The organism is Streptomyces sp. CNP082, from assembly GCF_059570535.1.
This window is the reverse complement of the sequence record NZ_JCANSZ010000014.1, coordinates 19,999-39,409: the sequence shown is the minus strand read 5'-3', so window position 1 is coordinate 39,409 and position 19,411 is coordinate 19,999. Positions and strand designations below refer to the sequence as shown.

The following is a 19,411-nucleotide window of genomic DNA, read 5'->3' as shown; positions in this document are numbered from 1 at the left end:
TCATTCATTGGAACTTAGGCAAGCCTTACCTTATGCGAGTCCTGTATACCGGCCGAATCCGGGGTGGTGCGGCTCCGCGGAGGGCCGGGGACGACCAGCGGATCGCCCGTCACTGGATCCGGTACGACGACCGACGCGAGCCCGAAGACCTCCTCCACCAGGCCGGCGGTGACCACGTCCGCGGGCCGCCCCTGGGCGACGATGCGGCCGGCCCGCATGGCGATCAGATGGTCGGCATAGCGTGCCGCCTGGTTCAGGTCGTGCAGCACCGCCACCACCGTCCGGCCGCGCTCGCGGTTGAGCTGCCGCACCAGGTCGAGTACCTCCACCTGGTGCGCGATGTCGAGGTAGGTCGTCGGCTCGTCGAGCAGGAGGAGATCGGTGTCCTGGGCGAGGGCCATGGCGATCCAGACGCGCTGCCGCTGCCCGCCGGAGAGTTCGTCGACCGGCCGCCCGGCGAGGCCGGCCGTCCCGGTGCGCTCCATCGCCTCGGCGACGACACGCTCGTCCTCCTGTGACCACTGCCGCCACCACTGCTGGTGCGGCTGCCGGCCGCGCGAGACCAGATCCGCGACGGTGATGCCCTCCGGGGCCACCGGCGTCTGCGGCAGCAGCCCGATCACCTGCGCGATCCTCCTGGTGGGGACGCGCGACAGCTCCGTGCCGTCCAGCAGTACGGAGCCGCCGCGCGGTTTCAGCAGCCGCCCCAGGGCACGCAGCAGGGTCGACTTCCCGCAGGCGTTGGGGCCGACGATCACGGTGACCTTCCCGTCCGGGATCTCAAGGTCCAGATCCTCGACGACCGTGCGGTTGTCGTAGGCGAGGGTGAGGTGCCGGGCGGTGAGGCGGTTGGCGGTCACGCGGTTCCTCCGGAACGGCTGCTGCGGGTGCGGACGATCAGCCACATCAGATACGGGGCGCCCACCAGGGCGGTGAACACGCCGACCGGCAGCTCCGACGGGGAGAAGAGCCTGCGGGCCAGCAGGTCGGCCACGACCACGATCAGCGCACCGGTCAGCGCCGAGCACAGCAGCGGGGTGTGCGGGGTGCGGGTGAGCCGGCGGGCGATCTGCGGCGCGAGCAGCGCCACGAAGTCGACGGGCCCCGCGGCGCCGGTCGCGGCGGAGGCGAGGACGACACCGAGGGCGCTCAGGCCGAGCCGGGTGCGGTCGAGCCGGTGGCCGAGTGACGTGGCCGTGTCGTCGTCGAAGGCCGAGCCGCGCTGGGCACGCGCGGCCCACAGCAGGAAGGGCGCCGCCAGCAGGACCGTGATCGCGAGCGGTACGGCGTGGTCGTAGCCGCGCCCGTTGAGGGAACCGGTGAGCCAGACCTTGGCCTGCTGGGCGACGAGGTAGTCGCCCTTGGTCACGAAGAGCCGGGTCAGGGAGCCGAGCGCCACCGAGATGCCGATGCCCACCAGGACGAACCGGAACGGGGACAGACCGCCCCGCCACGCGCACAGGTAGACGAGCAGGGCCGCGGCGAGCCCGCCGCCGACGGACACGTATGTCAGGGCGGTGTACGAGGTGAGGCCGAACGTCATCGCGGCGACCGTGGCCGCGCCCGCGCCGTGCGTCACGCCGATGACGTCGGGGCTGGCGAGGGGGTTGCGGGCCATCGTCTGGATCAGCGCGCCGGAGACCCCGAAGGCGGCGCCCACCAGCAGGCCGGTCACCAGGCGCGGCAGCCGCAGGGTGCCGACCACCAACTCGTCGGGGCTGGGCAGCCCCAGCAGCACGCGCACGACCTCGCGGGGCGCGACGAACGACTCACCCACGCACAGCGAGGCGACCACCGCGACGGCCAGCAGCGCGGTCAGCCCGGTGGCCACCAGGACGCTGCGACGGTGCAGCAGAAGACTGCCCTGCCCGGCCCGGAGCACGGCGTACCCGGCGGAACGCGGACCGACGCTGGCAGCCGGATGAGCCTTCCCCGGCCCGGTCGTCCCGGAATCGGCCGGCACGGGAGGCACCGGGGCGGCGGCGCCGGTGGGCGCGCCGCCGGTGATCCGCGTCATGCCGCCACCGCCTTCTTCCTCCGTACGAGCGCGACCAGGAACGGCACCCCGGCCAGGGCGGTCATGACGGCCACCGGCACCTCCGAGGGCCGTACGACGACCCGTCCGAGAACGTCCGCCAGCAGCACCATCACCGGGCCGAGCAGCGCGGCCATGGGCAGCAGCCAGCGGTGTGCGGACCCGACCAGCGCCCGGGCCAGGTGCGGCACGGCGAGGCCGATGAAGGCGATGGGTCCCGCGGCGGCGACCGCGGCACCCGTCAGCACGGTCGCGCCCAGGGCGCCGGTCGCCCGCAGCAGGGCCACCTTGCGGCCGAGCCCGCGGGCGATGTCGTCGCCGAGCGCGAGCGCGTCCAGCCCGCGGGCCATCGCCAGCACCAGCAGCAGCCCGGCGAGCAGGAAGGGCCAGATCTGCCCCGCGATCGCCGCGTCCCGCCCGGCGATCGAGCCGACGTCCCAGAACCGGAACTCGTCCAGGGCGTGGGCGTCGGTCGTGAGGATCGCCGAGACCACGGAGGCGAGGAACGCGTTCATCGCCGCCCCGGCCAGGGCCAGCCTCACCGGCGACGCGCCGCCGCGTCCGCTGCCGGCGACGGCGTAGATGCAGACCGCCGCGGCGCCCGCACCCGCGAACGCGTACCAGACATATCCCGTCAGGCCGTGCACTCCGAAAAAGGCGATGGCGCAGACGACGCCCAGCGAGGCGCCCTGGCTGATGCCCAGGATGCCGGGTTCCGCGATCGGGTTGCGGGTGATGCCCTGCAGCACCGTCCCGGCCACGGCCAGCGCGGCTCCGACCATCACGCCGATGACCGTCCGGGGCCCCCGCAGCGACCGTACGACCTGGGCGTCGTCGCTGGTACCGCCGTGCACCACGGCGTCCCAGACCACCGAAGGGGCGACCGTACGGCTGCCGACCGCAAGGCTCAGCACCACGGCCAGCAGCAGCAGGAGAAGGGCGGCGGCCACCCAGCCGGCCCGTCGGCTCACGACTCCTGACATCCACCCTTCCCCACGTCAGTTAGCTAAGGCTTGCCTTAGCTTACGTGGCGGGGTGGCCTGGACTTCGGCCGGCCAGGGGCTAGCCGTACCGGGGGGCCGGGGGCCCGGCCGGGCCCAGCCAGTCCTTCAGCCATCTGTCGTAGCTCTCCTGCCAGGCGCTCTCGCCGGCCTCCTCCAGGGTGCCGTTGACCACCCGCAGCAGGTCGTCCGCCCCGTGCTTGACCGCGACTCCGTAGGAGTCCTCGCCGACCTGCGGCCCGGCCAGCCGGGTGCCGTCCTCCTGGGCGGCCAGGCCCGCGGCGAGCCCGCTGTCGGTCAGGACCGCATCCACGCGGGAGAGCTGAAGCAGCATCAGGCAGTCCAGGGCGTTGGGCCGCCCCCGCATCCACGCGCCGTACTCCTCCTCACCTTCGCCGCTCAGCAGCTCGTACCCGCCGGAGCCGTAGGCGGTGCACACCGTCTTGCCCTCCAGGCTGCGGTCGAAGCCGGTGATGTCGGAGTGCTCGGGGACCAGCACGCGCTGCCCCGTTTCGAAGTAGGGGCTGGAGAAGTCCACGGCCGGTTCCTCCGGGGTGCCCTGAAGCGCCCGGCAGGTGATCGGCATGGTCTGCACGAGCACGTCCACCTCGCCGTCTGCCAGTGCCTGCTGGCGGTGGTCGACCGGGACGGTGCGGAACTCCACCGCCTCGCGGTCGCCGAGCAGGGCGTCGGCGAGCTGCTTGACCAGGTCGATGTCGAAGCCCGCCAGCTCGCCCCCGGCGCTGCGGTGGCTCCACAGGTAGCTGTTCTGCGCCACCCCGGCGATCAGTCTGCCGCGGTCCTTGATCTTCTTGACGGCCGCTCCGTTCCGGCTGCCGCTCGCCGGGTCCGGGCTCACCCTGGTGTCGCAGTCCTCCGCGGCGGACGTTCCCTGCCACGGGGCCTGCCCGGGCATCCCCGCCTGTGCAGCGGACGGCGCTGCCGCCGTCGGCGCCTGCTGCGGTGCGGCTCCGCTGACCGTGGGCACCAGCACCAGCGCGGTGGCAGCCAGCCACACCGCGGCCCACCCCCCGGCCACGCGGCGCCCGTCGCGCGCCGGCGCGGCGCCGCGTACCGAACCGCCGGATCCTGCCGCCGAGTTCCCCACTGCCGTCCCCTCCTTCATCCCGCCGCGGTCCCCGGCGGTCACCGGTACTCCGCCAGCCGCCGGCCCACGCCCACGACCGTGCCCGCCACGCCGAGCAGGCACAGCACCGAGCCGCCGACGGGCAGTCCGGTGAGCGCGCCGCGCCCGTTCTCGACCTGCTCCTGGAACTGCTTCTGCTCGTGGTTCACCGCCGCGGCCAGCTTGCGGTCCACGGCGGCGAAGCTGCGCTCGGTGGTGTCGGCGGCGCTCTTGCCGTCGGCGTTCCGGCCGATGGTGCGGGCCAGGGCGGCCTCGTAGTCACCCTGGTCGTCCTGCTCCCTGGCCTGGTTGTGCAGCTTCCTCCAGTCCTTCAGCTCCGCCCAGGCATCCGTGACCAGCTTCCGCCCGGCCTCGTCCTCGGCCTGCAGCCTGGAACGCTGCATCAGCCGCTGCCCCTTGCCCTTGTCGTCCATCGCACTCGCCCAGTAGTCGAACTCCCGGGAGTAGGCGGCGCCCTCCCCGCGCGCCACCAGGGCCATGTTCTCGTTCCCGCGGGCCTTCAGGCCGGCGATCCGGGACTGGGTGAGCAACTGCACCGAGGCCGAGCCGTGGGTGTCGGAGTCCGCCAGCGCGGAGCGGGCCGCGGCATGACCTGCCGTCAGCCAGACCAGAGAAGCCAGCACCGCCCCGGCCGCCGCCACCAGACCCAGATTGAGCCGCCGGTTGGTGGCCAGGTAGAGCCGGTAGGAGTAAAAGCCGATCACCGCCAGGACGAGCAGCCCGGCGCCGTAGGCCGCCCAGGGCGGCTCGCTGGCGTCGGCGCGCATGGCCGCCATCCGCCGGGTCTCCGCGTGGTACATGTCCTCGGCCGCCGGGAGCATGGTGGAGTGCATCTGCTCCGAGGCGTACCGCAGGTAGGAGTTGCCGACCGGCTTGTTCTCCCGGTTGGCGGAGCGTGCCGCTTCCACCAGGCCCGTGTAGCCGGGCAGTTCCTTGTTCAGGATGGCGATCTGCCGCCGCGCGGCGAAGGAGTCCTCGGTGCGGGCCGCCGCCTTGGAGAGCAGCCGGGAGGCGGTGCGGATATCCGCCTCGTAGGCGACGCGGTCCGCATGGGTCTCCTCGCTGCCCCGCAGGAAGCCCGCCGCCGCCGTGGCGTCCGCGTCCGCCAGCAAGCGGTATATCTCCCCCACGTCCGCGCTGAGCGGCGCGGACTCCTCCGCCAGATTCCCGGCCGCCCTCTGGCGCTCGTACACCGATGTGGCCAGAAGCACTCCGAAGAGCACCGTCACCAGTGTCGTGATCAGCCCCGCCAGCCGTAACCGGGCCGGTGGAGACCCGGTCCCGACGATCCCCCACACCGCGGAGGCCGCCGCCCGCACCCTCCCGCGCCGCCGTCCCGGAACAGCCTGCGCGGCCACGCTCATCGGCGGGCCCCTTCCACGGAGGCATCCGGTCCGGACGCGCCCCCCGTTCCCGTCGGCGTCACCACACCGGCCCTCCCCCTCGCCGCCCGGCAGTCCCCATCAAACCCCCTGTTCGGTACCGCTGTTGGGAACACTAGTGGTTCCGTCCCGGAGGGCACTACGCTGACGGAATGTCCACCGGGGGAGACCGTACGCACGCGTGGGACCGGCGCAGGTTCCTGGGAGTCCTGGCCGCGGGAGCGCTGGCACCCCCCGCCCTGGCCGCCTGCGGCACCGACGGGGAACCGGGCCCGGCGAAGGCCGCGGCGAAGGGCCGGGGGACGATCACCATCGGCTATGTGGCCTGGGACGAGGACATCGCGGTCACCGAGCTGTGGAAGCAACTGCTCGAGTCCCAGGGCTACCGGGTCGAAGCCGTACAGCAGGACGCCGTTCCCGACCTGTTCCGCGGGGTGGCCGAGGGCCGGTTCGACGTCTTCATGGACGCCTGGCTGCCGAGCACCCACACCGAGGAATGGGCGCAGTACGGCGGCTCGACGGTGGACCTCGGCCCCTGGTACGAGCCCGGCGATCTGGGCCTGGCCGTGCCCGACTACGTGGACGAGGTCGAGTCCCTGGTCGATCTGCCGGAGTACGCCCACCTCTTCAACGGGACGATCGTCGGCATCGAGCCGACCGCGGGTCTGACCAGAACCATCAACAAGTCGGTGATCCCGGAGTACGGCCTGACCGGCAGGTACCGCCACATGGCGAAGGACACCGGCACCATGCTGCAGGCCCTGGACACCGCGTACGCCGCGAAGCGCCCCGTCCTGGTGGGCATGTGGCGGCCCCACTGGGCGTTCTCCACGTACGACATCCGCTACCTCGACGACCCCGCCGACGCCTTCGGCGACCCCGACAAGATCCACACGATCGTCTCCCGGAAGTTCCACGGCCGAGGCGACAACGAAGCCCTGGAGTGGCTGCGGAACTTCCGGGTGACGCCGGATCAACTGCAGGGCCTGGAGGCCGCGATCCAGGAGGCCGGCGGCGCGGAGCACAGATCCGCCGCGGTGGAGACCTGGATCGGCGACAACCAGCCCCTCGTCAGGCAGTGGCTCCCGGTCTGATCCGAGCCGGACGGGCGTCTGCACTGCGCCGGCCGCCGGAGGTCACCGTCCGGCGGGCAGGGAGGCGGCGGCGTCCGGGCGCCGGACGAGCTTCGCCAGGAGCCCGTGCCGGGGTGCCAGGCACCAGGTGAGGACGAACAGACCGGTGAGCACCACGACCACGGAGCCGCCCGCGGCGAGGTCGTAGGCGTACGACACGTACAGGCCCGCGACGCTGCCCGCGCAGCCGATGAGCGAGGCCAGCAGGGTCATCGCCCACAGCCGCTCGGTGAGCATGCGGGCGGTGGCGGCGGGGGTGATGAGCAGGGCGAGGACGAGGATGTTGCCGACCGCTTCCAGGGACATCACGATCGTCGTGGTGACGATGACGTAGAGCGCCAGGTCGAGGCGGAACACCGGCAGTCCTGCGGCCCGTGCCGTTTCGCGGTCGAGGCTGACCGCGACCAGCTCCTTGCCGATCGCCAGCACGACGAGGACCAGGACGGCGCCGATGGCGGCCACGGTCCACACGTCCATCGCGCTCACCGCCAGCACCTGCCCGAACAGGAAGGAGGACAGGTCGGTCGTCCAACTGTCCCTGGTGGAGACCAGCACGATGCCGAGCCCGAAGGCGAAGGCGAAGAAGACGCCGATGACGGTGTCCTCCTTCAGCCGCCGGTTCTGGGAGACGAAGGCGATGAGTACGGCCGTGGTGATGCCGGCCGCGGCGCCGCCGAGGAGGAGGTTGCCCTCGAAGGCGTAGGCGAGCGCGACGCCCGGGAACGCCGAGTGGGCGACCGCGTCGCCGATGAACGCCATGCCGCGCAGCACGACGTACACGCCGACGACCCCGCACACCAGGCCGATGACCGCGGCGACCGCGAACGCCCGTTGCATGAACGGCAGGTGCCAGGGATCCATGAGGAATTCGATCACGCTGCGGCTCCGATCGCGCGGTCGAGGCCGAAGGCCCGCAGCATCTGGTCGGGGTCGGCGAGGAGGCCGGGGCCGCCCTCGGCGACGACCGTGCGGTTGATCAGCGTGACCCGCTGACAGGTGCGGGCAGCCGCCGCCAGGTCGTGGGTGGTCATCAGCAGCGCCCTGCCCGCCGCGGCCAGCCGGCCGAACAGCCCGTTCAGCAGTTCCTGGGTGGGTACGTCGACTCCGGTGAACGGCTCGTCCAGCAGCAGGATGCGCGGGTCTGCGGCCAGGGCGCGGGCCACCAGGACCCGCTGCCGCTGGCCGCCGGACAGCTCCCCGATCGGGCGCCGCCGCAGCTCAGTGAGCCCGGTCAGCTCCAGCGCCTCGGCCACGGCCGCCCGGTCCGCCGCACCCGCGCGGCGCAGCCAGCCCATCTGCCGGGTGCGGCCGGTGAGGACGGCGCCCGCGATGTCGAGGGGGAAGTCCCAGGCGAACTCGTGCCGTTGCGGCACGTAGCCGATGCTCCGCCCGGCCCGCCGGCCGGTCCTGCCCTCGACGGACACCTCGCCTGCGGCCAGGGGAACGAGCCCGAGCGCGGCGCGCAGGAGGGTCGTCTTGCCGGCGCCGTTCGGGCCGATGAGGCCGACCAGCTCGCCTGCGTCGACGGTCAGGTCGGCCCTCTCCAGGGCGGTACGCCCGCCGAGGTGGACGGTCGCGCCGGTGACCCGCAGCAGCGGGCCGGAGCTGTCAGTCACGTGCGGTCCTCCTGCGCCGGGCGGCCAGGAAGGCCGCGGCACCCGCGGCGGTGAGGACGGCCGCCGCAGCGCCCAGGAGGACCGGCTGCCCGGCACCCGTGGAGGCCATCGAACCGTCGGTGCCTTCCTTCGCAGAACCGCCGGTGGAGCCGCCGGTGGAGCCGGAGCCCGAGCCGGAGCCCGAGCCCGCCGTGTCCGGGGAAGCGGAACCGGACGTCCCCGGGGTCCCGGCCCCCTTGCCGGAGCCGTCGCCCGGCGTCACCGTGCCGGGGTCGGTGTCGCCCACCACGAACGTCACCGTCTCCGTGTCGGAGACCTTCCTGCCGTTCGCGAGCGTGCCGCCCATCTTGAAGGTCAGCCGGTACGTCCCCTGCTCCGTGAACGCCCATCCGCCGTGCGCGTGCGTGTCGGCGGGCACGCCGAAAGAGTCCGGCACCCCGTCCTTGCTGTTGAACAGGACGCTCGCGCCCGACATGGCGTCGTACGTGTAGAGGGCGTAGGTGCCCGGACCTTCGGCCTTGGTGAGGGAGAACTCCACACCTCCCCTGGTCGCCCCGGCCTTGATGTTGTCCGTCGACCAGCCGGGCCACAGCAGCCCCTCCTGCTGCACCTGGTCGAGCAGCCACACCGGGTCGCCTTCCTTGCCGAGGAACGCGAACTCCCCGCCCGCCGGAAGGGTGTTCCTGGCCTCCGGCTTGACGTGCAGGACCACGGAGGAGGGCTCGCGCCAGGTGGTCTTCCCCGAGACGGTCCCGTCCTTGATGTGGATCTGCAGCCTGTCGTCGATGACGCGGGCCGCGAAGTCGACATGGCCCTCATCGAGGACCTTCCTGTCGGACACGGCATCGGTGGCTGCCGCGGTGGCGGCCCGGGCGGTGCGCCGCTCGGCCTCGGCCGTCTGCGTCACGGCCTTCCCGGCCGCCGGCAACGGCTGTGCCGCGGAAGCTTCCCCGGCGGGCGTCTCCTCGGCGGCCGGTGCCCCGGTGTCCGCGTCCTCTCCGTCCGCCGTGTCCCCGACCACCACCGTGTACACGGTCCCGACGGACAGTTCCCGCCCGTCCGCGGCCGTGGCCTCGGCGGCGAAGATGACCTGGTACGTGCCCTCCTCGCTGAACTCCCAGCGGGTGCCGCCCGCCTGGCCCACCGGCAGCTCGCGCTCGTCACGCACCTCGTCCGCGCTGTCGAAGAGCAGCGCGTCCCCGGTGCCGCCGCGTTCCCGCTCGTCCCCGGCCGCGTACACCTTGAGGTCACCGGGGCCGTCGAGCCCGGTCAGGGACCACCGCACGGTGTCGTCGGCCACCGCGCCCTCGGGTACGCCGGTGGTGTCCCACCCGGGTGCCGAGGCATCCGCCGCCTCCGCGCGGCCGACCTTGATCACATGGGCGCCGTCGGCCGGATCCAGGGTCAGGGCCCCGTCCTCGTAGGCGATCCGGCCGAGGCCGGGCCCTGCCGCACGCGCCGTACCGTCGTCCGCGAGGGCGGCGCCGCCCCCGCCCAGGGTGGCCGCCAGCACCACTGCCACGGCGACCCGCTGAACCCTTCGTATGCCCCTCATCCAGCGTCCCTCCCCAGGCACTCGGCGAGCTCGGTCGCGTTGTGCCGCATCATCGATTCGTAGTCGTGGATCTTGTCGTCGAACGAGTCGCCGTAGATCGTGCAGATCCCGACCCCCTCGTCCTCGGCGACCCGGCGCAGCACGTCCGCCCGCGCCGCCAGATTCGGCTCCAGGAACACCGACGGGATCTTCTTCTCCCGGATGGTGTCGCCGAGTTGTTCCACCTCGGCCGCGCTCGGCTCCTGGTTCGGCACGGGCACGACGAAGCCCGCGACCTCCATGCCGTACGCCTCCGCGAGATAGCCGAAGGCGTCGTGGGTGGTGATCAGCCTGCGGTTCTGCTCCGGCACGGCGGCGAGCTTCCCGGCGACCTCCTCGTCGAGGGCGCCGAGCGTCTTCAGATACGCGGCGGCGTTCTTCTCGTACGCCGCCTTCCCGTCCGGATCGGCCTTGATCAGCTCGGCCTCGATCCGCCGGACGTACGCCGCCGCGTTGGCGACGTCCTCCCAGGCGTGCGGGTCCAAGTCGCCGTGCACGTGCTTGCCGATGACGGCCTGCGGCAGCACCCACAGCTCGTCGCCCGCGGCGCCGAGGAAGGAGTACGGTTTCTCCTCCGGCACGGTCTCCCCGGCCCGGTCGGGAACGTTCAGCACCACCTCGTCGACCGGGAGGCGCGCGGGCTCGCCGCTCCTGTCGTCGTCGGCACGGACGTACACCTTCCCGGTCTCCGCGTTGAGCGCGACGTCGGCGTGCCCGCCGTCGAGGACTCTCGCTCCCGCGGGTGCCTCGGCGCCGTCGCCGACGGTGAAGGTGACGGTGCCGCTGCCGATTCCTCCGGTCGTCCCGTCGAGGGTCTCGGTCTGTCCCTCGATGGTCAGCCGGTACGTTCCGGGCTTGCTGAACGCCCAGTTGACGTGGGTGTGGGCCTCGGGCGGCAGCGTGAAGGAGTCGCTGCCGTCGAGCCCGTCGGCGGAGTCGACGTACACCCGGGGCCTGCCGAGCGTGTCGGTGAGATACACGCGCAGCTCGCCGGGCCCCTCCACCTTCGTGGCCGTCGTACGGACCTGGGAGCCGTCTCCTGCGACCTCGCCCTCGACGGCCCAGCCGAGCCACAGCACGTCCAGCCCGAGGTCCTCCTCCAGCTTGATCACCGTGCCGCCGTACTGCTCCAGCTTCTCGGCGATCTCGACCTTCGGGGCGGACCCACGCGCGTTGCTGTGGACCATTTTCATGATCCCGGGCTCTTCGAGCAGGAGCCCGTTGCTGAACACGACGTCGGCTTCGGCGACCTTGGCCGTATCACCGGGGCTGGGCTCGTAGGAGTGCGGGTCGCCGTGGTGCGGCACGATCGACGTGACGTCGACGCGGTCACCGCCGACCTGCTCGACGAGGTCGGCGATGATCGCGGTGGTCGTCGACACGGTCAACTCCGCATCGGACACCCCGGCTTGCGGAACGCTGCATCCGGACAGCAGCGCGCTCGCCGCGATCAGCGCGGCTGCGGTGGCGGTGGTACGTCTGGGGTGGCCCCGCATGGGGCTCCTCCTTCTCTTCAGCACGACGATGCCGCGCACGACGGACCGGGCCGGCTGCGGGCACCGGTCCGTCGTACGCAGAGGTTTCACTGAGCGGTACGGCGACGCCGTACGAGCACCACCAGACCCCCGCCCATCAGCAGAGCGGCCACGGCGATGCCCGCGATCACGGCTGCCTGCGCGCCGGTGGAGGCGAGGCCGCCGGCCGTCCGGGGCCCGCCGGTGCCGCCGCTGCCGCCGGCCGTCGCGCTCCCGCCGGTACCGGAGGAGCCGGAGCCCGGGCCGGTTGCCGGGGCGCTCGGCGAGCGGGACGCGGACGCTGACGGACCCGCCGTCGCAGTCGGCGGCTGCGAGGCCGGCTCCGACGGAGTGGCCGTGGGCGTCGCCGTCGGCTCATCCCCCGCACCCGGCGCCACGGTCGACGGATCCGTGCCGTCCCCGACCACCCAGGCGATGGTCTCCGTGTCGCTGACCTTCGCGCCGTCGGCGAGAGTCGCGCTGACCGTGAAGGTGGTGCGGTAGACGCCCTCGGCGCCGAACACCCAGTCGAAGTGGCTGTGCGTGCCCGCGCCGAGGGTATGGGCGTCGGGCAGACCGTCACCGCTGTTGAGCGAGACGACCGGGTCGCCCATCGCGCCGTTGTGGAACATCGCGATGTTTCCGGGGCCCCGTACGGAGTCCAGTCGGAAGGAGACGCGGCCGTCGAGGTCGGCCTTGGCGAATTCCGTGGTGTTCCAGCCCGGCCACACGATGCCGGCGTTCTGCTGCAGCGGCAGCCACCACACCGCGTCACCGGGAGTGCCGAGGAAGTCGTACCCCTGCGGGATCTTCCGCTTGGCGGCGGCCCGTACGTGCATGACGACCCGATCCGGCTCGTACCACGTGTGGTTGAGCTCGGTGCCCTCCTTGATCTGGAACTCCAGGTCGCCGTCTGCCGGACGGGCCGCCAGGTCGACGTGGCCCTCGTCGATGACGTGCCCCGGCGGGGCGGTGGGCGGCGGGCTCGCCGTCGGCGAGCCGGTCGGCGAATCCGTCGGGGAAGCCGTGGGGGTGGAGCCGTCGCCGGGCAGGACGGCGGACGGGTCGACGTCGTCGCCCACCACCACGGCCAGTGTCTCGGTGTCCGAGGAGCCGCCGCTCGTGACGGTGAAGGTGAGCCGGTAGACGCCCTCCGCCGTGAACTGCCAGGTGGGCAGCAGCCGTTCCTCCTCGCGGGGCAGCGTGAAGGTGCGCTGTACGGAGGCGACGCTGCCGAGAAAGGCGGTTGCCGGCGCGTTCACGTTGTCCATCTCGCGGGTGTACAGGGCCAGGCCGAAGTCTCCGGGACCTTCGTACCCGGACAGCGTGACCTCGGTGTCGCCTCCCGCCGCGGAGCCGTTCCAGCCCGGCTCGGGCGCGAAGATGTTCTCCGCCTCCCAGCCGTTGAGCTGCCAGGAGTCCAGGGTCGTCGTGCCGAGAGCCGTGGCCATCGGGTCGGCGGTGTACTGCAGGGAGGACGCCGGCGCGTGCAGCACGACCTCGGACGGCTCACGCACGGCAGTCGTGCCGCCGCCGCGGTCGTCGATCTGCAGCTCAAGCTTCCCGTCGGCCGGCCGGGGCGTGAAGTCGAGTTCGCCCTCGTCCAGGACGACGGCACCGCCGGCGGCGCGGGCGTTCCCGCTGCCGCCGGCGACCAGCCCTGTCGCGCCCAGGAGCACCGCGGTCGCCGCCATGAGCACCGCACTTGTGACGGCGCGTCTGTCGCGCGCCAGGGCTCGGATCACGAGGTGACGTCGACGGTGAAGGTCTCGGTGACGGACTCCGCCACGCCGCCGACCGTGCCCCGGACACGGAAGGTGAGCTGGTAGCTGCCGGCCTCTTCGAAGGCCCAGTTGGCGTGGTTGTGCGTGCCGACGCCGAAGGTCCTGGACTTGAAGCCGGTGGTGCCGGTGTCGCTGTCGAACCAGCGGGCGCAACTGCCGGCGTAGATGCTGAAGTCCTCGGTGGCGGCACCGTTGCGGACGGCGCCGACCAGGTCGTAGGTGACGCTGTCGGTGTCGAAGACCCCGGTGGTGAGGTGCTCGGTGGAGATGCCGGGGAAGAGCACCCCGGCGGCGTCGGCCTCGGCTTCGGTGTCCGGCAGCAGCCAGACCTGGCTGCCGGAGCCGAGGAAGCCGCAGCCCGGGTTGGCCACCTTCGCCGCCGCCGGCACCGAGAGGATGACGTCGGCCGGCTCGTACTCGGTGCCGGTCTCCTCGTCGTGGACGTGGAGGTGCAGGTCGGTACCGTCCCATTCGGCGTCGAGGACATCGACGTGGCCGCTGCTCAGGGTGGTGGCGGCGAAGGCGGAGGTGTGGAGACCGGCCGTGGCGAGCGCGGCGGCGGCGATGCCGGTGACGGTCAGCAGGCGTCTGCGGGTACGCAAAAGAAACCCCCATGGGTCATGTTCATGCCCCCTCGGGCACATCCAATACGATAATCATTTTCATCGAGCCTTGGCAATGAGGCTTTCGCCGCGCCTGCAGGTGTCGGGCCAGCTCGCGCACCTCAAGGACAACCTGCGCTGGGTCAACGACTACTTCATCCGCGCGCACCCCGAGCCCGACGTCCTCTACGCCCAGGTCGGCGACGGCGACGCCGACCACCGGTGGTGGGGACCGGCCGAGGTCATGCCGATGGAGCGGCCGTCCTACCGGGTGCACCCGGGCTGCCCAGGATCGGACGTCGCCGCCGAGACCGCCGCCGCCATGCGCCGGGCGGCCAGCGCGTGCCGTACTCGCCCGGCGGCCAGGCCGTCCTCGACACCTGGGGCTCGCTGCGCTACGCCGCCAACACAGCCTTCGTCGCCGACTTCCCGCAGCCCGAGGAGCCCGACGGCCCGGAAATGTACGTCGAGGCGTCCCTGAACGCCGACGGCGCGGGATTCACCGAGGTCAAGGCCACCGTCCGCAACCGAAGCGGCTTCCCCGCGCGGACGCTGGACCAAGGCGCCTTCCGCTACTGGTTCACCCTCGACGAGGGTGTGGACCCGGCGGACCTCACCCTGTTCTCCGGCTACAGCGAGTGCCCCTCGCCGCTGCGCGGGCCCTTCCAGGCGGCTGGCGACCTCTACTACGTGGAGCTGGACTGCACCGGGAAGGCGATCTTCCCCGGCGGCCAGTCCCAGCACCGCGCCGAGGTGCAGTTCCGCATCACCGGGGGCGCCGGCTGGGACCCCACGGACGACTGGTCGTACCAGGGCCTGACCAACCAGCCGGCCCTCGCCGGGAACATCCCGCTCTACGACTCGGGAGAGCTGGTCTGGGGCGAGGAGCCGGGTCCGACGCCCGGCGGCTAGACCCTTCGTACCGGCCGGAACGGCGCCGGCGGTGTGACCGCCGCCCCGCGGACACCCGGTTGCCACGGATGAGGCTGGCGCAGAAACAGGTACGCGGCGTGCTCGCACTCCGCATCTCCCAGATGTGCCCGACCGCGTGCCCGGTCGCGGATTCGAGCCCGTGACCAGGAGGAACACCTCCCACTCAACGGGCTCCCCCTGCCCGGACGGGCACGCTCCGACCGCTGTCAAGTCCGCTGTCCGCACAAGAAATTGGCCACTCGGCCGGGCTACCGCCCCTCGTGACCCTCCCCTACTCTCCCCGCCGTATTCGTGCTCGCGTTCGAGGGGATGCCGCTGTGGACGCAGGGGAAACGCTCGTCACGCACCATGTGGCACATCCGGCCGGCCCTCCGGGGCTGCCCGCTCTGCCGTCATCCGGGGCCGCCGGGCCGGGAAGGTCCGGCGCCGATGGCTGACGTCCTGGTCATCGGGGGAGGCATTGCCGGTGCCGCCGCGGGATGGTTTCTCTCCCGGCAGTGCGGCGGACGCCGGGTGACGCTGCTGGAGGCGGAGCGGGCGCCCGGGATGCACGCGACCGGGCGCTCCGCGGCGCTGTTCAGCGAGTACTTCGGCAACCCGGTGGTGCGGGCGCTCACCGTGCACAGCCGGGCCTTCTACGCGGCTCCGCCGGCGGGCTTCGCCGCCGGCACGCTGCTCGCACCGCGCGGCGTGCTCGCCCTCGGCACCCCGCGGACCGCCGCGGCCTTCGAGGCCGCGAAGGCCGCGGGTGCCACCGCGCCCGTACCCGCCGTGGAGCTGACCGCCGAAGAGGCGCTGGGGCTCTGTCCGCTGCTCCGCCCCGGCGCCTTCGACCGGGCGCTTCACAAGCCGGGCGCCTGTGACGTCGACGTGGACGCCGCGCACCAGGGCTTCCTGCGGGGGCTGCGTGCCGCCGGCGGCACGGTGGTAACCGATGCCCGGGTCACCGGGCTCGCCCGCCGCGGCGGGCGGTGGCACGCCGGCACCTCCGCCGGCGGATTCTCCGCGCCGCTCGTCGTCAACGCCGCGGGCGCGTGGGCGGACGACGTCGCAAGGCTGGCCGGCGTGCCGCCGGCCGGGCTCGTCGCGTACCGCCGTACGGCCGCGCTCGCCCGGGTGCCGGACGGCCACGACGTCACCGGCTGGCCGATGGTCACCGACGTCGCCGACACGTTCTACGCCCGCCCCGAGCCCGGGGGGCTGCTGCTCTCCCCCGCCGACGCGACCCCGGCGGCACCCGGCCCGGTTCGCCCCGACGACGCCGACGTGGCGCTGGCGATCGCCCGGTTCGAGGCGATGGTCGCGCTCCCGCTGCGGCATGTCCCGCACACCTGGGCGGGTTTGCGCACCGCCGCGCCCGACGACACCCCGGTACTCGGTCCCGACCCGGACGCGCCGGGGTTCTGCTGGCTCGCCGGACTCGGCGGCTACGGCATCCAGACGGCACCCGCGGCCGGCGCGCTGCTCGCCGCCCTCGCCACGGGGCAGACGCCCCCGCCCGCACTCGACCCGCTCGTCGCGGACGTCATTCCGGTCCGCACCCGCACGGCACCTCTCTGACCCCAAACCGCTCAGGGAAAGAGTTTGCTGGACATGTCGGATACGACCTGGCACCTCGCCGGCGGCCGGGCCGACCACGGCCCGTACCGTCCGGTGACCGCCCTCATCGAGCAGCAGCGTGCCCGCACGCCGGACCGCCCCGCCGTCACCTGCCACGGCCCGACGGAGACCACCCTCACCTACGCGGAGTTCGACGCCCTCGCCAACGGCCTGGCCGCCGAGCTGGCCGAAGCGGGGGTGCGCGCCGGAGACGTCGTGCCCGTCGTCCTCGGCAACAGCCTCGAACTGCCCCTGTGCATGGTGGCCGTGATGAAGCTCGGCGCCGCCTTCACCCTCTGCGACCCCGCCTGGCCCGAGGAGCGGCTGCGCGCCGCGCTCGGGCGGCCCGCGCCCCCGCTGGTGCTGACCGCGACCGCCGCCGTCGTGGAGCGCGGCGCCCACGTGGTCGCCGCGCACCGGATCCGCCCGCGCGGGCGCGGGCCCGACGTGCCGGCGCCGGGCGCGGCCACGGTGGCGTACGGGGTGTTCACCTCGGGCAGCACCGGGGCGCCGAAGTGCGCGCTGAACCTGCACCGCGGGCTGACCAACCGGCTGCGCTTCATGACCCGCTGGTTCGCCGCCACCGGCGACGAGGTCGTCCTGCAGAACAGCCGGCACACCTTCGACTCGGCGATCTGGCAGTTGCTGTGGCCCCTGACGACCGGCGGTCGCACGATCGTGCCGGAGCAGGGCAAGTTCCTGGACCTGGAGCGGACGGTGGAGGTCATCCGCCGCTACCGCGTCACCGTCACGGACTTCGTGCCCGCGATCCTCGGCATGCTGGTGGCCCTGCTGGAGTCCGAGCCCGCGGCGGTGGCGAAGGTGACGTCGCTGCGCCACCTCGTCGTGGGCGGCGAGGAGATCATCCCGCACGCCGTGCACCGGCTGCGCGAGCTGGTGCCGGGGCTTGAGATCACCAACGGCTACGGCCCGTCCGAGACCGCCATCGGCATGGTCTTCCACCGCATCGCCGGCGACGAGGGCGACCGCATCCCGCTCGGCCGTCCCATCGACAACTGCTACGCGATCGTCACCGACGACACCCTCACTCCCCTGCCCGCGGGCCGCACCGGGGAGATCCTCGTCGGCGGCGCCTGCGTGGGCGCCGGCTACCTCGGCGATCCGGAGCGGACCCGGCAGGTGTTCGTGCCGAACCCGTATCCCCGGATCCCCGGTCCGCGGCTGTACCGCACCGGCGATCTGGGCTGGTTCGACGAGGCGGGCCTGCTGCGCTTCACCGGCCGTCGCGACCGGCAGGCGAAGGTGAACGGGGTACGCATCGAGCCTGCCGAGATCGAGACGGCCGCCGAGGGGTGCCCCGGTGTGATCCAGGCCAAGGCGCTGACCGTGCGGCGCGGCGGGCGCAACCGGCTGGTGGTGGCCGCCGCCGCCGAGGAGGGCACCACGCCGGCGGCGCTCCGCGCGCACCTGGCGTCGGTGCTGCCGCGCATCCACCTGCCGCAGCACTGCTTCGTACTGGAGTCGCTGCCGCTGACCGACAGCGGAAAGGCCGACATGGAGGCGCTGCGCCGGATCGTGGCGGAGAAGCTGGAGGCCGGCGTCAGACCCGGCGTCCGCGACGGCGGCTCCCCGGCGGAGCGCATCGCGGACATCGTGCGCGGCGTCCTCGGACTGCCGGACTTCACCGTGGGCGACGATTTCCTCGCCCACGGCGGCGACTCGCTGAGTGCGCTCGCCACCACTATCGCCGTACGCGACGCGCTGGGTGTGCCGGTGGTGGTCTCCGATCTGTACGCCCACCGCACCCCCGCCGCGCTCGCCGCCGCCGTGCTGCGCCCGCCCGCCCCGGGCGGCGACGGCGGCGCCGAGGAGGAGTCGGCGCTGATGGAGCGCGACGCGCAGCCGCCGGCGGACCTGGCGCACGCGGCGGCCCGCGCCGCCGATGCCCTCGGTGCCCCTGGTGCCCCCATGACGCTGCCGCCGCGGTGCGTACTGGTCACCGGTGCCACCGGTTTCGTCGGCTCCCGGGCGGTGCACCGCCTGCTCAGCACCACGTCGGCCCGGGTGGTGTGCCTGGTGCGCGCCCGCGACGACGCACAGGCCAGGCACCGGATGGTGGCCGTGCTGTGCGCCCAGGGGCTGTGGGAGGAGCGGATGGGGCAGCGGCTGGACGCCCGCGCCGGCGACCTCGCCCGGCCCCGCTTCGGCTGGCCCGCACGGCTGTGGGAGCAGTACGCGGCGGAGTGCGAGGCGGTGCTGCACACCGGCGCGCTGGTCAATTTCCTGCTCGGCTACCGGGACCACCGTGCCGCCAACGTCACGGGCACCGCGCACGCACTGCGCTTCGCGCTCGCCGGCCGCCCCAAGCCGCTGCACCACGTCTCCACCCTCGGAGTGCTCGACCGCCACGCGCTGCTGGCCGGCGCACGGCTCGGTGAGGACACCGACCCGGAGCGGGTGACCTCACCGCTGAGCGGCTACAGCCGTGCCAAGCTGGTGGCGGAGCGGCTGCTGCGGCGGGCCCGGGCGCTGGGCGCGCCGGTCACGCTCTACCGGCTCGGCGAGATCATGCCCGCGGCGGACAACGGCCTGCCCAATCCGAGAGCGCTCACGCACCTGCTGCTGTCCGCCTGCCACGAACTCGGAGTACGTCCCGCGGTGCCGATGCGCACCGACTACACGCCGGTCGACGAGACGGCCGCGCGGCTGGTCGCGGGGCTGACCGAGGGGCCGACGGGTGCGGACTACCACGTGTTCCGCGCGGAGAGCGTCGACCTGGCGGCGGTCGGCCAGGCGGACGGCGGGCCGCGCCCGCTGCCGCCGCGGGAGTTCATGGCCTCGCTCGCCGGAGCGGCGAAGTCCGACGAGCGCTCGGCCTCCGCTCTCCTGCACGCCGTGCTGGCCTCTCTCCCGGCCACCGGGCCGGACGGAACACCGGACTTCGCCCGGCTGCTCGTCGACAACCCGCGGCTGTTCACCAGAACGCAATGCGCGGCACTCGACGAGCGCCACGGGCTGCGTGACGGACCGCTCGACAAGGCGTTCGCCGCCTACCACGCCACGCTCACCGGCTGACCGCGAGAGCGGGCGGCCGGGCCGGACGCACCACA

15 protein-coding genes and 1 pseudogene are annotated in these 19,411 nt (G+C 73.1%); 5 read left to right on the top strand and 11 right to left on the bottom strand.

Annotated elements, in window-relative coordinates; genetic code table 11:
• Nucleotides 1–14: 14 nt before the first annotated feature.
• From B124_RS14395 to B124_RS14375, 5 genes are all read right to left on the bottom strand, one after another.
• Nucleotides 15–860, bottom strand: a complete 846-nt coding sequence (locus tag B124_RS14395; protein WP_496503205.1) for an ABC transporter ATP-binding protein — start codon at nt 858–860, stop codon at nt 15–17.
• Nucleotides 857–2,017 carry a FecCD family ABC transporter permease gene (locus B124_RS14390; protein WP_496503204.1) on the bottom strand — a complete coding sequence of 387 codons (1,161 nt, stop codon included), beginning with the start codon at nt 2,015–2,017 and terminating at the stop codon, nt 857–859. Before B124_RS14390 ends, B124_RS14395 begins: the two co-directional genes overlap by 4 nt.
• Nucleotides 2,014–3,018: a FecCD family ABC transporter permease gene (locus B124_RS14385; protein ID WP_496503203.1), complete on the bottom strand. Its 1,005-nt coding sequence runs from the start codon at nt 3,016–3,018 to the stop codon at nt 2,014–2,016. The genes B124_RS14390 and B124_RS14385 overlap by 4 nt, the downstream gene beginning before the upstream one ends.
• A gap of 79 nt (nt 3,019–3,097) precedes the next feature.
• Complete coding sequence (locus B124_RS14380; protein WP_496503202.1) at nt 3,098–4,186, bottom strand: transporter substrate-binding domain-containing protein; 1,089 nt, start codon at nt 4,184–4,186, stop codon at nt 3,098–3,100.
• Nucleotides 4,183–5,547, bottom strand: a complete 1,365-nt coding sequence (locus tag B124_RS14375; protein ID WP_496503201.1) for a GlnX family signal transduction membrane protein — start codon at nt 5,545–5,547, stop codon at nt 4,183–4,185. Before B124_RS14375 ends, B124_RS14380 begins: the two co-directional genes overlap by 4 nt.
• A 170-nt stretch (nt 5,548–5,717) precedes the next feature.
• On the opposite strand from B124_RS14375, the gene B124_RS14370 reads away from it, so the two are divergent.
• A complete protein-coding gene (locus tag B124_RS14370) occupies nt 5,718–6,659 on the top strand; it encodes a glycine betaine ABC transporter substrate-binding protein (protein WP_496503200.1) in 942 nt (313 codons plus the stop codon).
• Nucleotides 6,660–6,701: 42 nt separating this feature from the next.
• On the opposite strand, the gene B124_RS14365 is transcribed toward B124_RS14370, so the two are convergent.
• The 6 genes from B124_RS14365 to B124_RS14340 form a co-directional block, all read right to left on the bottom strand.
• Entirely contained in the window at nt 6,702–7,574 is an 873-nt protein-coding gene (locus tag B124_RS14365; protein WP_496503199.1) for an anchored repeat-type ABC transporter permease subunit, read from the bottom strand.
• Nucleotides 7,571–8,314 carry an anchored repeat-type ABC transporter ATP-binding subunit gene (locus B124_RS14360; RefSeq protein WP_496503198.1) on the bottom strand — a complete coding sequence of 248 codons (744 nt, stop codon included), beginning with the start codon at nt 8,312–8,314 and terminating at the stop codon, nt 7,571–7,573. Before B124_RS14360 ends, B124_RS14365 begins: the two co-directional genes overlap by 4 nt.
• A complete protein-coding gene (locus B124_RS14355) occupies nt 8,307–9,869 on the bottom strand; it encodes a TIGR03773 family transporter-associated surface protein (protein WP_496503197.1) in 1,563 nt (520 codons plus the stop codon). Before B124_RS14355 ends, B124_RS14360 begins: the two co-directional genes overlap by 8 nt.
• Entirely contained in the window at nt 9,866–11,404 is a 1,539-nt protein-coding gene (locus B124_RS14350) for an anchored repeat ABC transporter, substrate-binding protein (RefSeq protein ID WP_496503196.1), read from the bottom strand. The genes B124_RS14355 and B124_RS14350 overlap by 4 nt, the downstream gene beginning before the upstream one ends.
• Before the next feature lie 86 nt (nt 11,405–11,490).
• Nucleotides 11,491–13,116 (bottom strand): choice-of-anchor M domain-containing protein, encoded by a 1,626-nt coding sequence (locus B124_RS14345; protein WP_496503195.1) that lies wholly within the window; start codon nt 13,114–13,116, stop codon nt 11,491–11,493.
• 47 nt (nt 13,117–13,163) lie between these two features.
• Nucleotides 13,164–13,808, bottom strand: coding sequence for a choice-of-anchor M domain-containing protein (locus tag B124_RS14340; protein ID WP_496503194.1), 645 nt, complete (start codon nt 13,806–13,808; stop codon nt 13,164–13,166).
• On the opposite strand from B124_RS14340, the pseudogene B124_RS14335 reads away from it, so the two are divergent.
• The 4 genes and pseudogenes from B124_RS14335 to B124_RS14320 all read left to right on the top strand — a co-directional run.
• Nucleotides 13,771–14,094 (top strand): annotated as a pseudogene (locus B124_RS14335) (glycoside hydrolase family 9 protein); the annotation flags it as partial. The gene B124_RS14340 and the pseudogene B124_RS14335 overlap by 38 nt on opposite strands.
• A gap of 56 nt (nt 14,095–14,150) precedes the next feature.
• A complete protein-coding gene (locus B124_RS14330; protein ID WP_496503193.1) occupies nt 14,151–14,720 on the top strand; it encodes a cellulose binding domain-containing protein in 570 nt (189 codons plus the stop codon).
• 450 nt (nt 14,721–15,170) lie between these two features.
• Nucleotides 15,171–16,301, top strand: coding sequence for an NAD(P)/FAD-dependent oxidoreductase (locus B124_RS14325; protein ID WP_496503192.1), 1,131 nt, complete (start codon nt 15,171–15,173; stop codon nt 16,299–16,301).
• Nucleotides 16,302–16,334: 33 nt separating this feature from the next.
• On the top strand, nt 16,335–19,376 hold the full coding sequence (locus B124_RS14320; protein WP_496503191.1) for a non-ribosomal peptide synthetase: 3,042 nt from the start codon (nt 16,335–16,337) through the stop codon (nt 19,374–19,376).
• Nucleotides 19,377–19,411 lie beyond the last annotated feature (35 nt).

What these genes read in the sequence shown, in the direction of transcription:
- B124_RS14355 (WP_496503197.1), bottom strand. Translation starts at nt 9,869, where the DNA reads ATGAGGGGCATACGAAGGGTTCAGCGGGTCGCCGTGGCAGTGGTGCTG.
- B124_RS14345 (WP_496503195.1), bottom strand. Translation starts at nt 13,116, where the DNA reads ATGGCGGCGACCGCGGTGCTCCTGGGCGCGACAGGGCTGGTCGCCGGC.
- B124_RS14390 (WP_496503204.1), bottom strand. Translation starts at nt 2,017, where the DNA reads ATGACGCGGATCACCGGCGGCGCGCCCACCGGCGCCGCCGCCCCGGTG.
- B124_RS14385 (WP_496503203.1), bottom strand. Translation starts at nt 3,018, where the DNA reads ATGTCAGGAGTCGTGAGCCGACGGGCCGGCTGGGTGGCCGCCGCCCTT.
- B124_RS14375 (WP_496503201.1), bottom strand. Translation starts at nt 5,547, where the DNA reads ATGAGCGTGGCCGCGCAGGCTGTTCCGGGACGGCGGCGCGGGAGGGTG.
- B124_RS14325 (WP_496503192.1), top strand. Translation starts at nt 15,171, where the DNA reads ATGGCTGACGTCCTGGTCATCGGGGGAGGCATTGCCGGTGCCGCCGCG.
- B124_RS14350 (WP_496503196.1), bottom strand. Translation starts at nt 11,404, where the DNA reads ATGCGGGGCCACCCCAGACGTACCACCGCCACCGCAGCCGCGCTGATC.
- B124_RS14370 (WP_496503200.1), top strand. Translation starts at nt 5,718, where the DNA reads ATGTCCACCGGGGGAGACCGTACGCACGCGTGGGACCGGCGCAGGTTC.
- B124_RS14320 (WP_496503191.1), top strand. Translation starts at nt 16,335, where the DNA reads ATGTCGGATACGACCTGGCACCTCGCCGGCGGCCGGGCCGACCACGGC.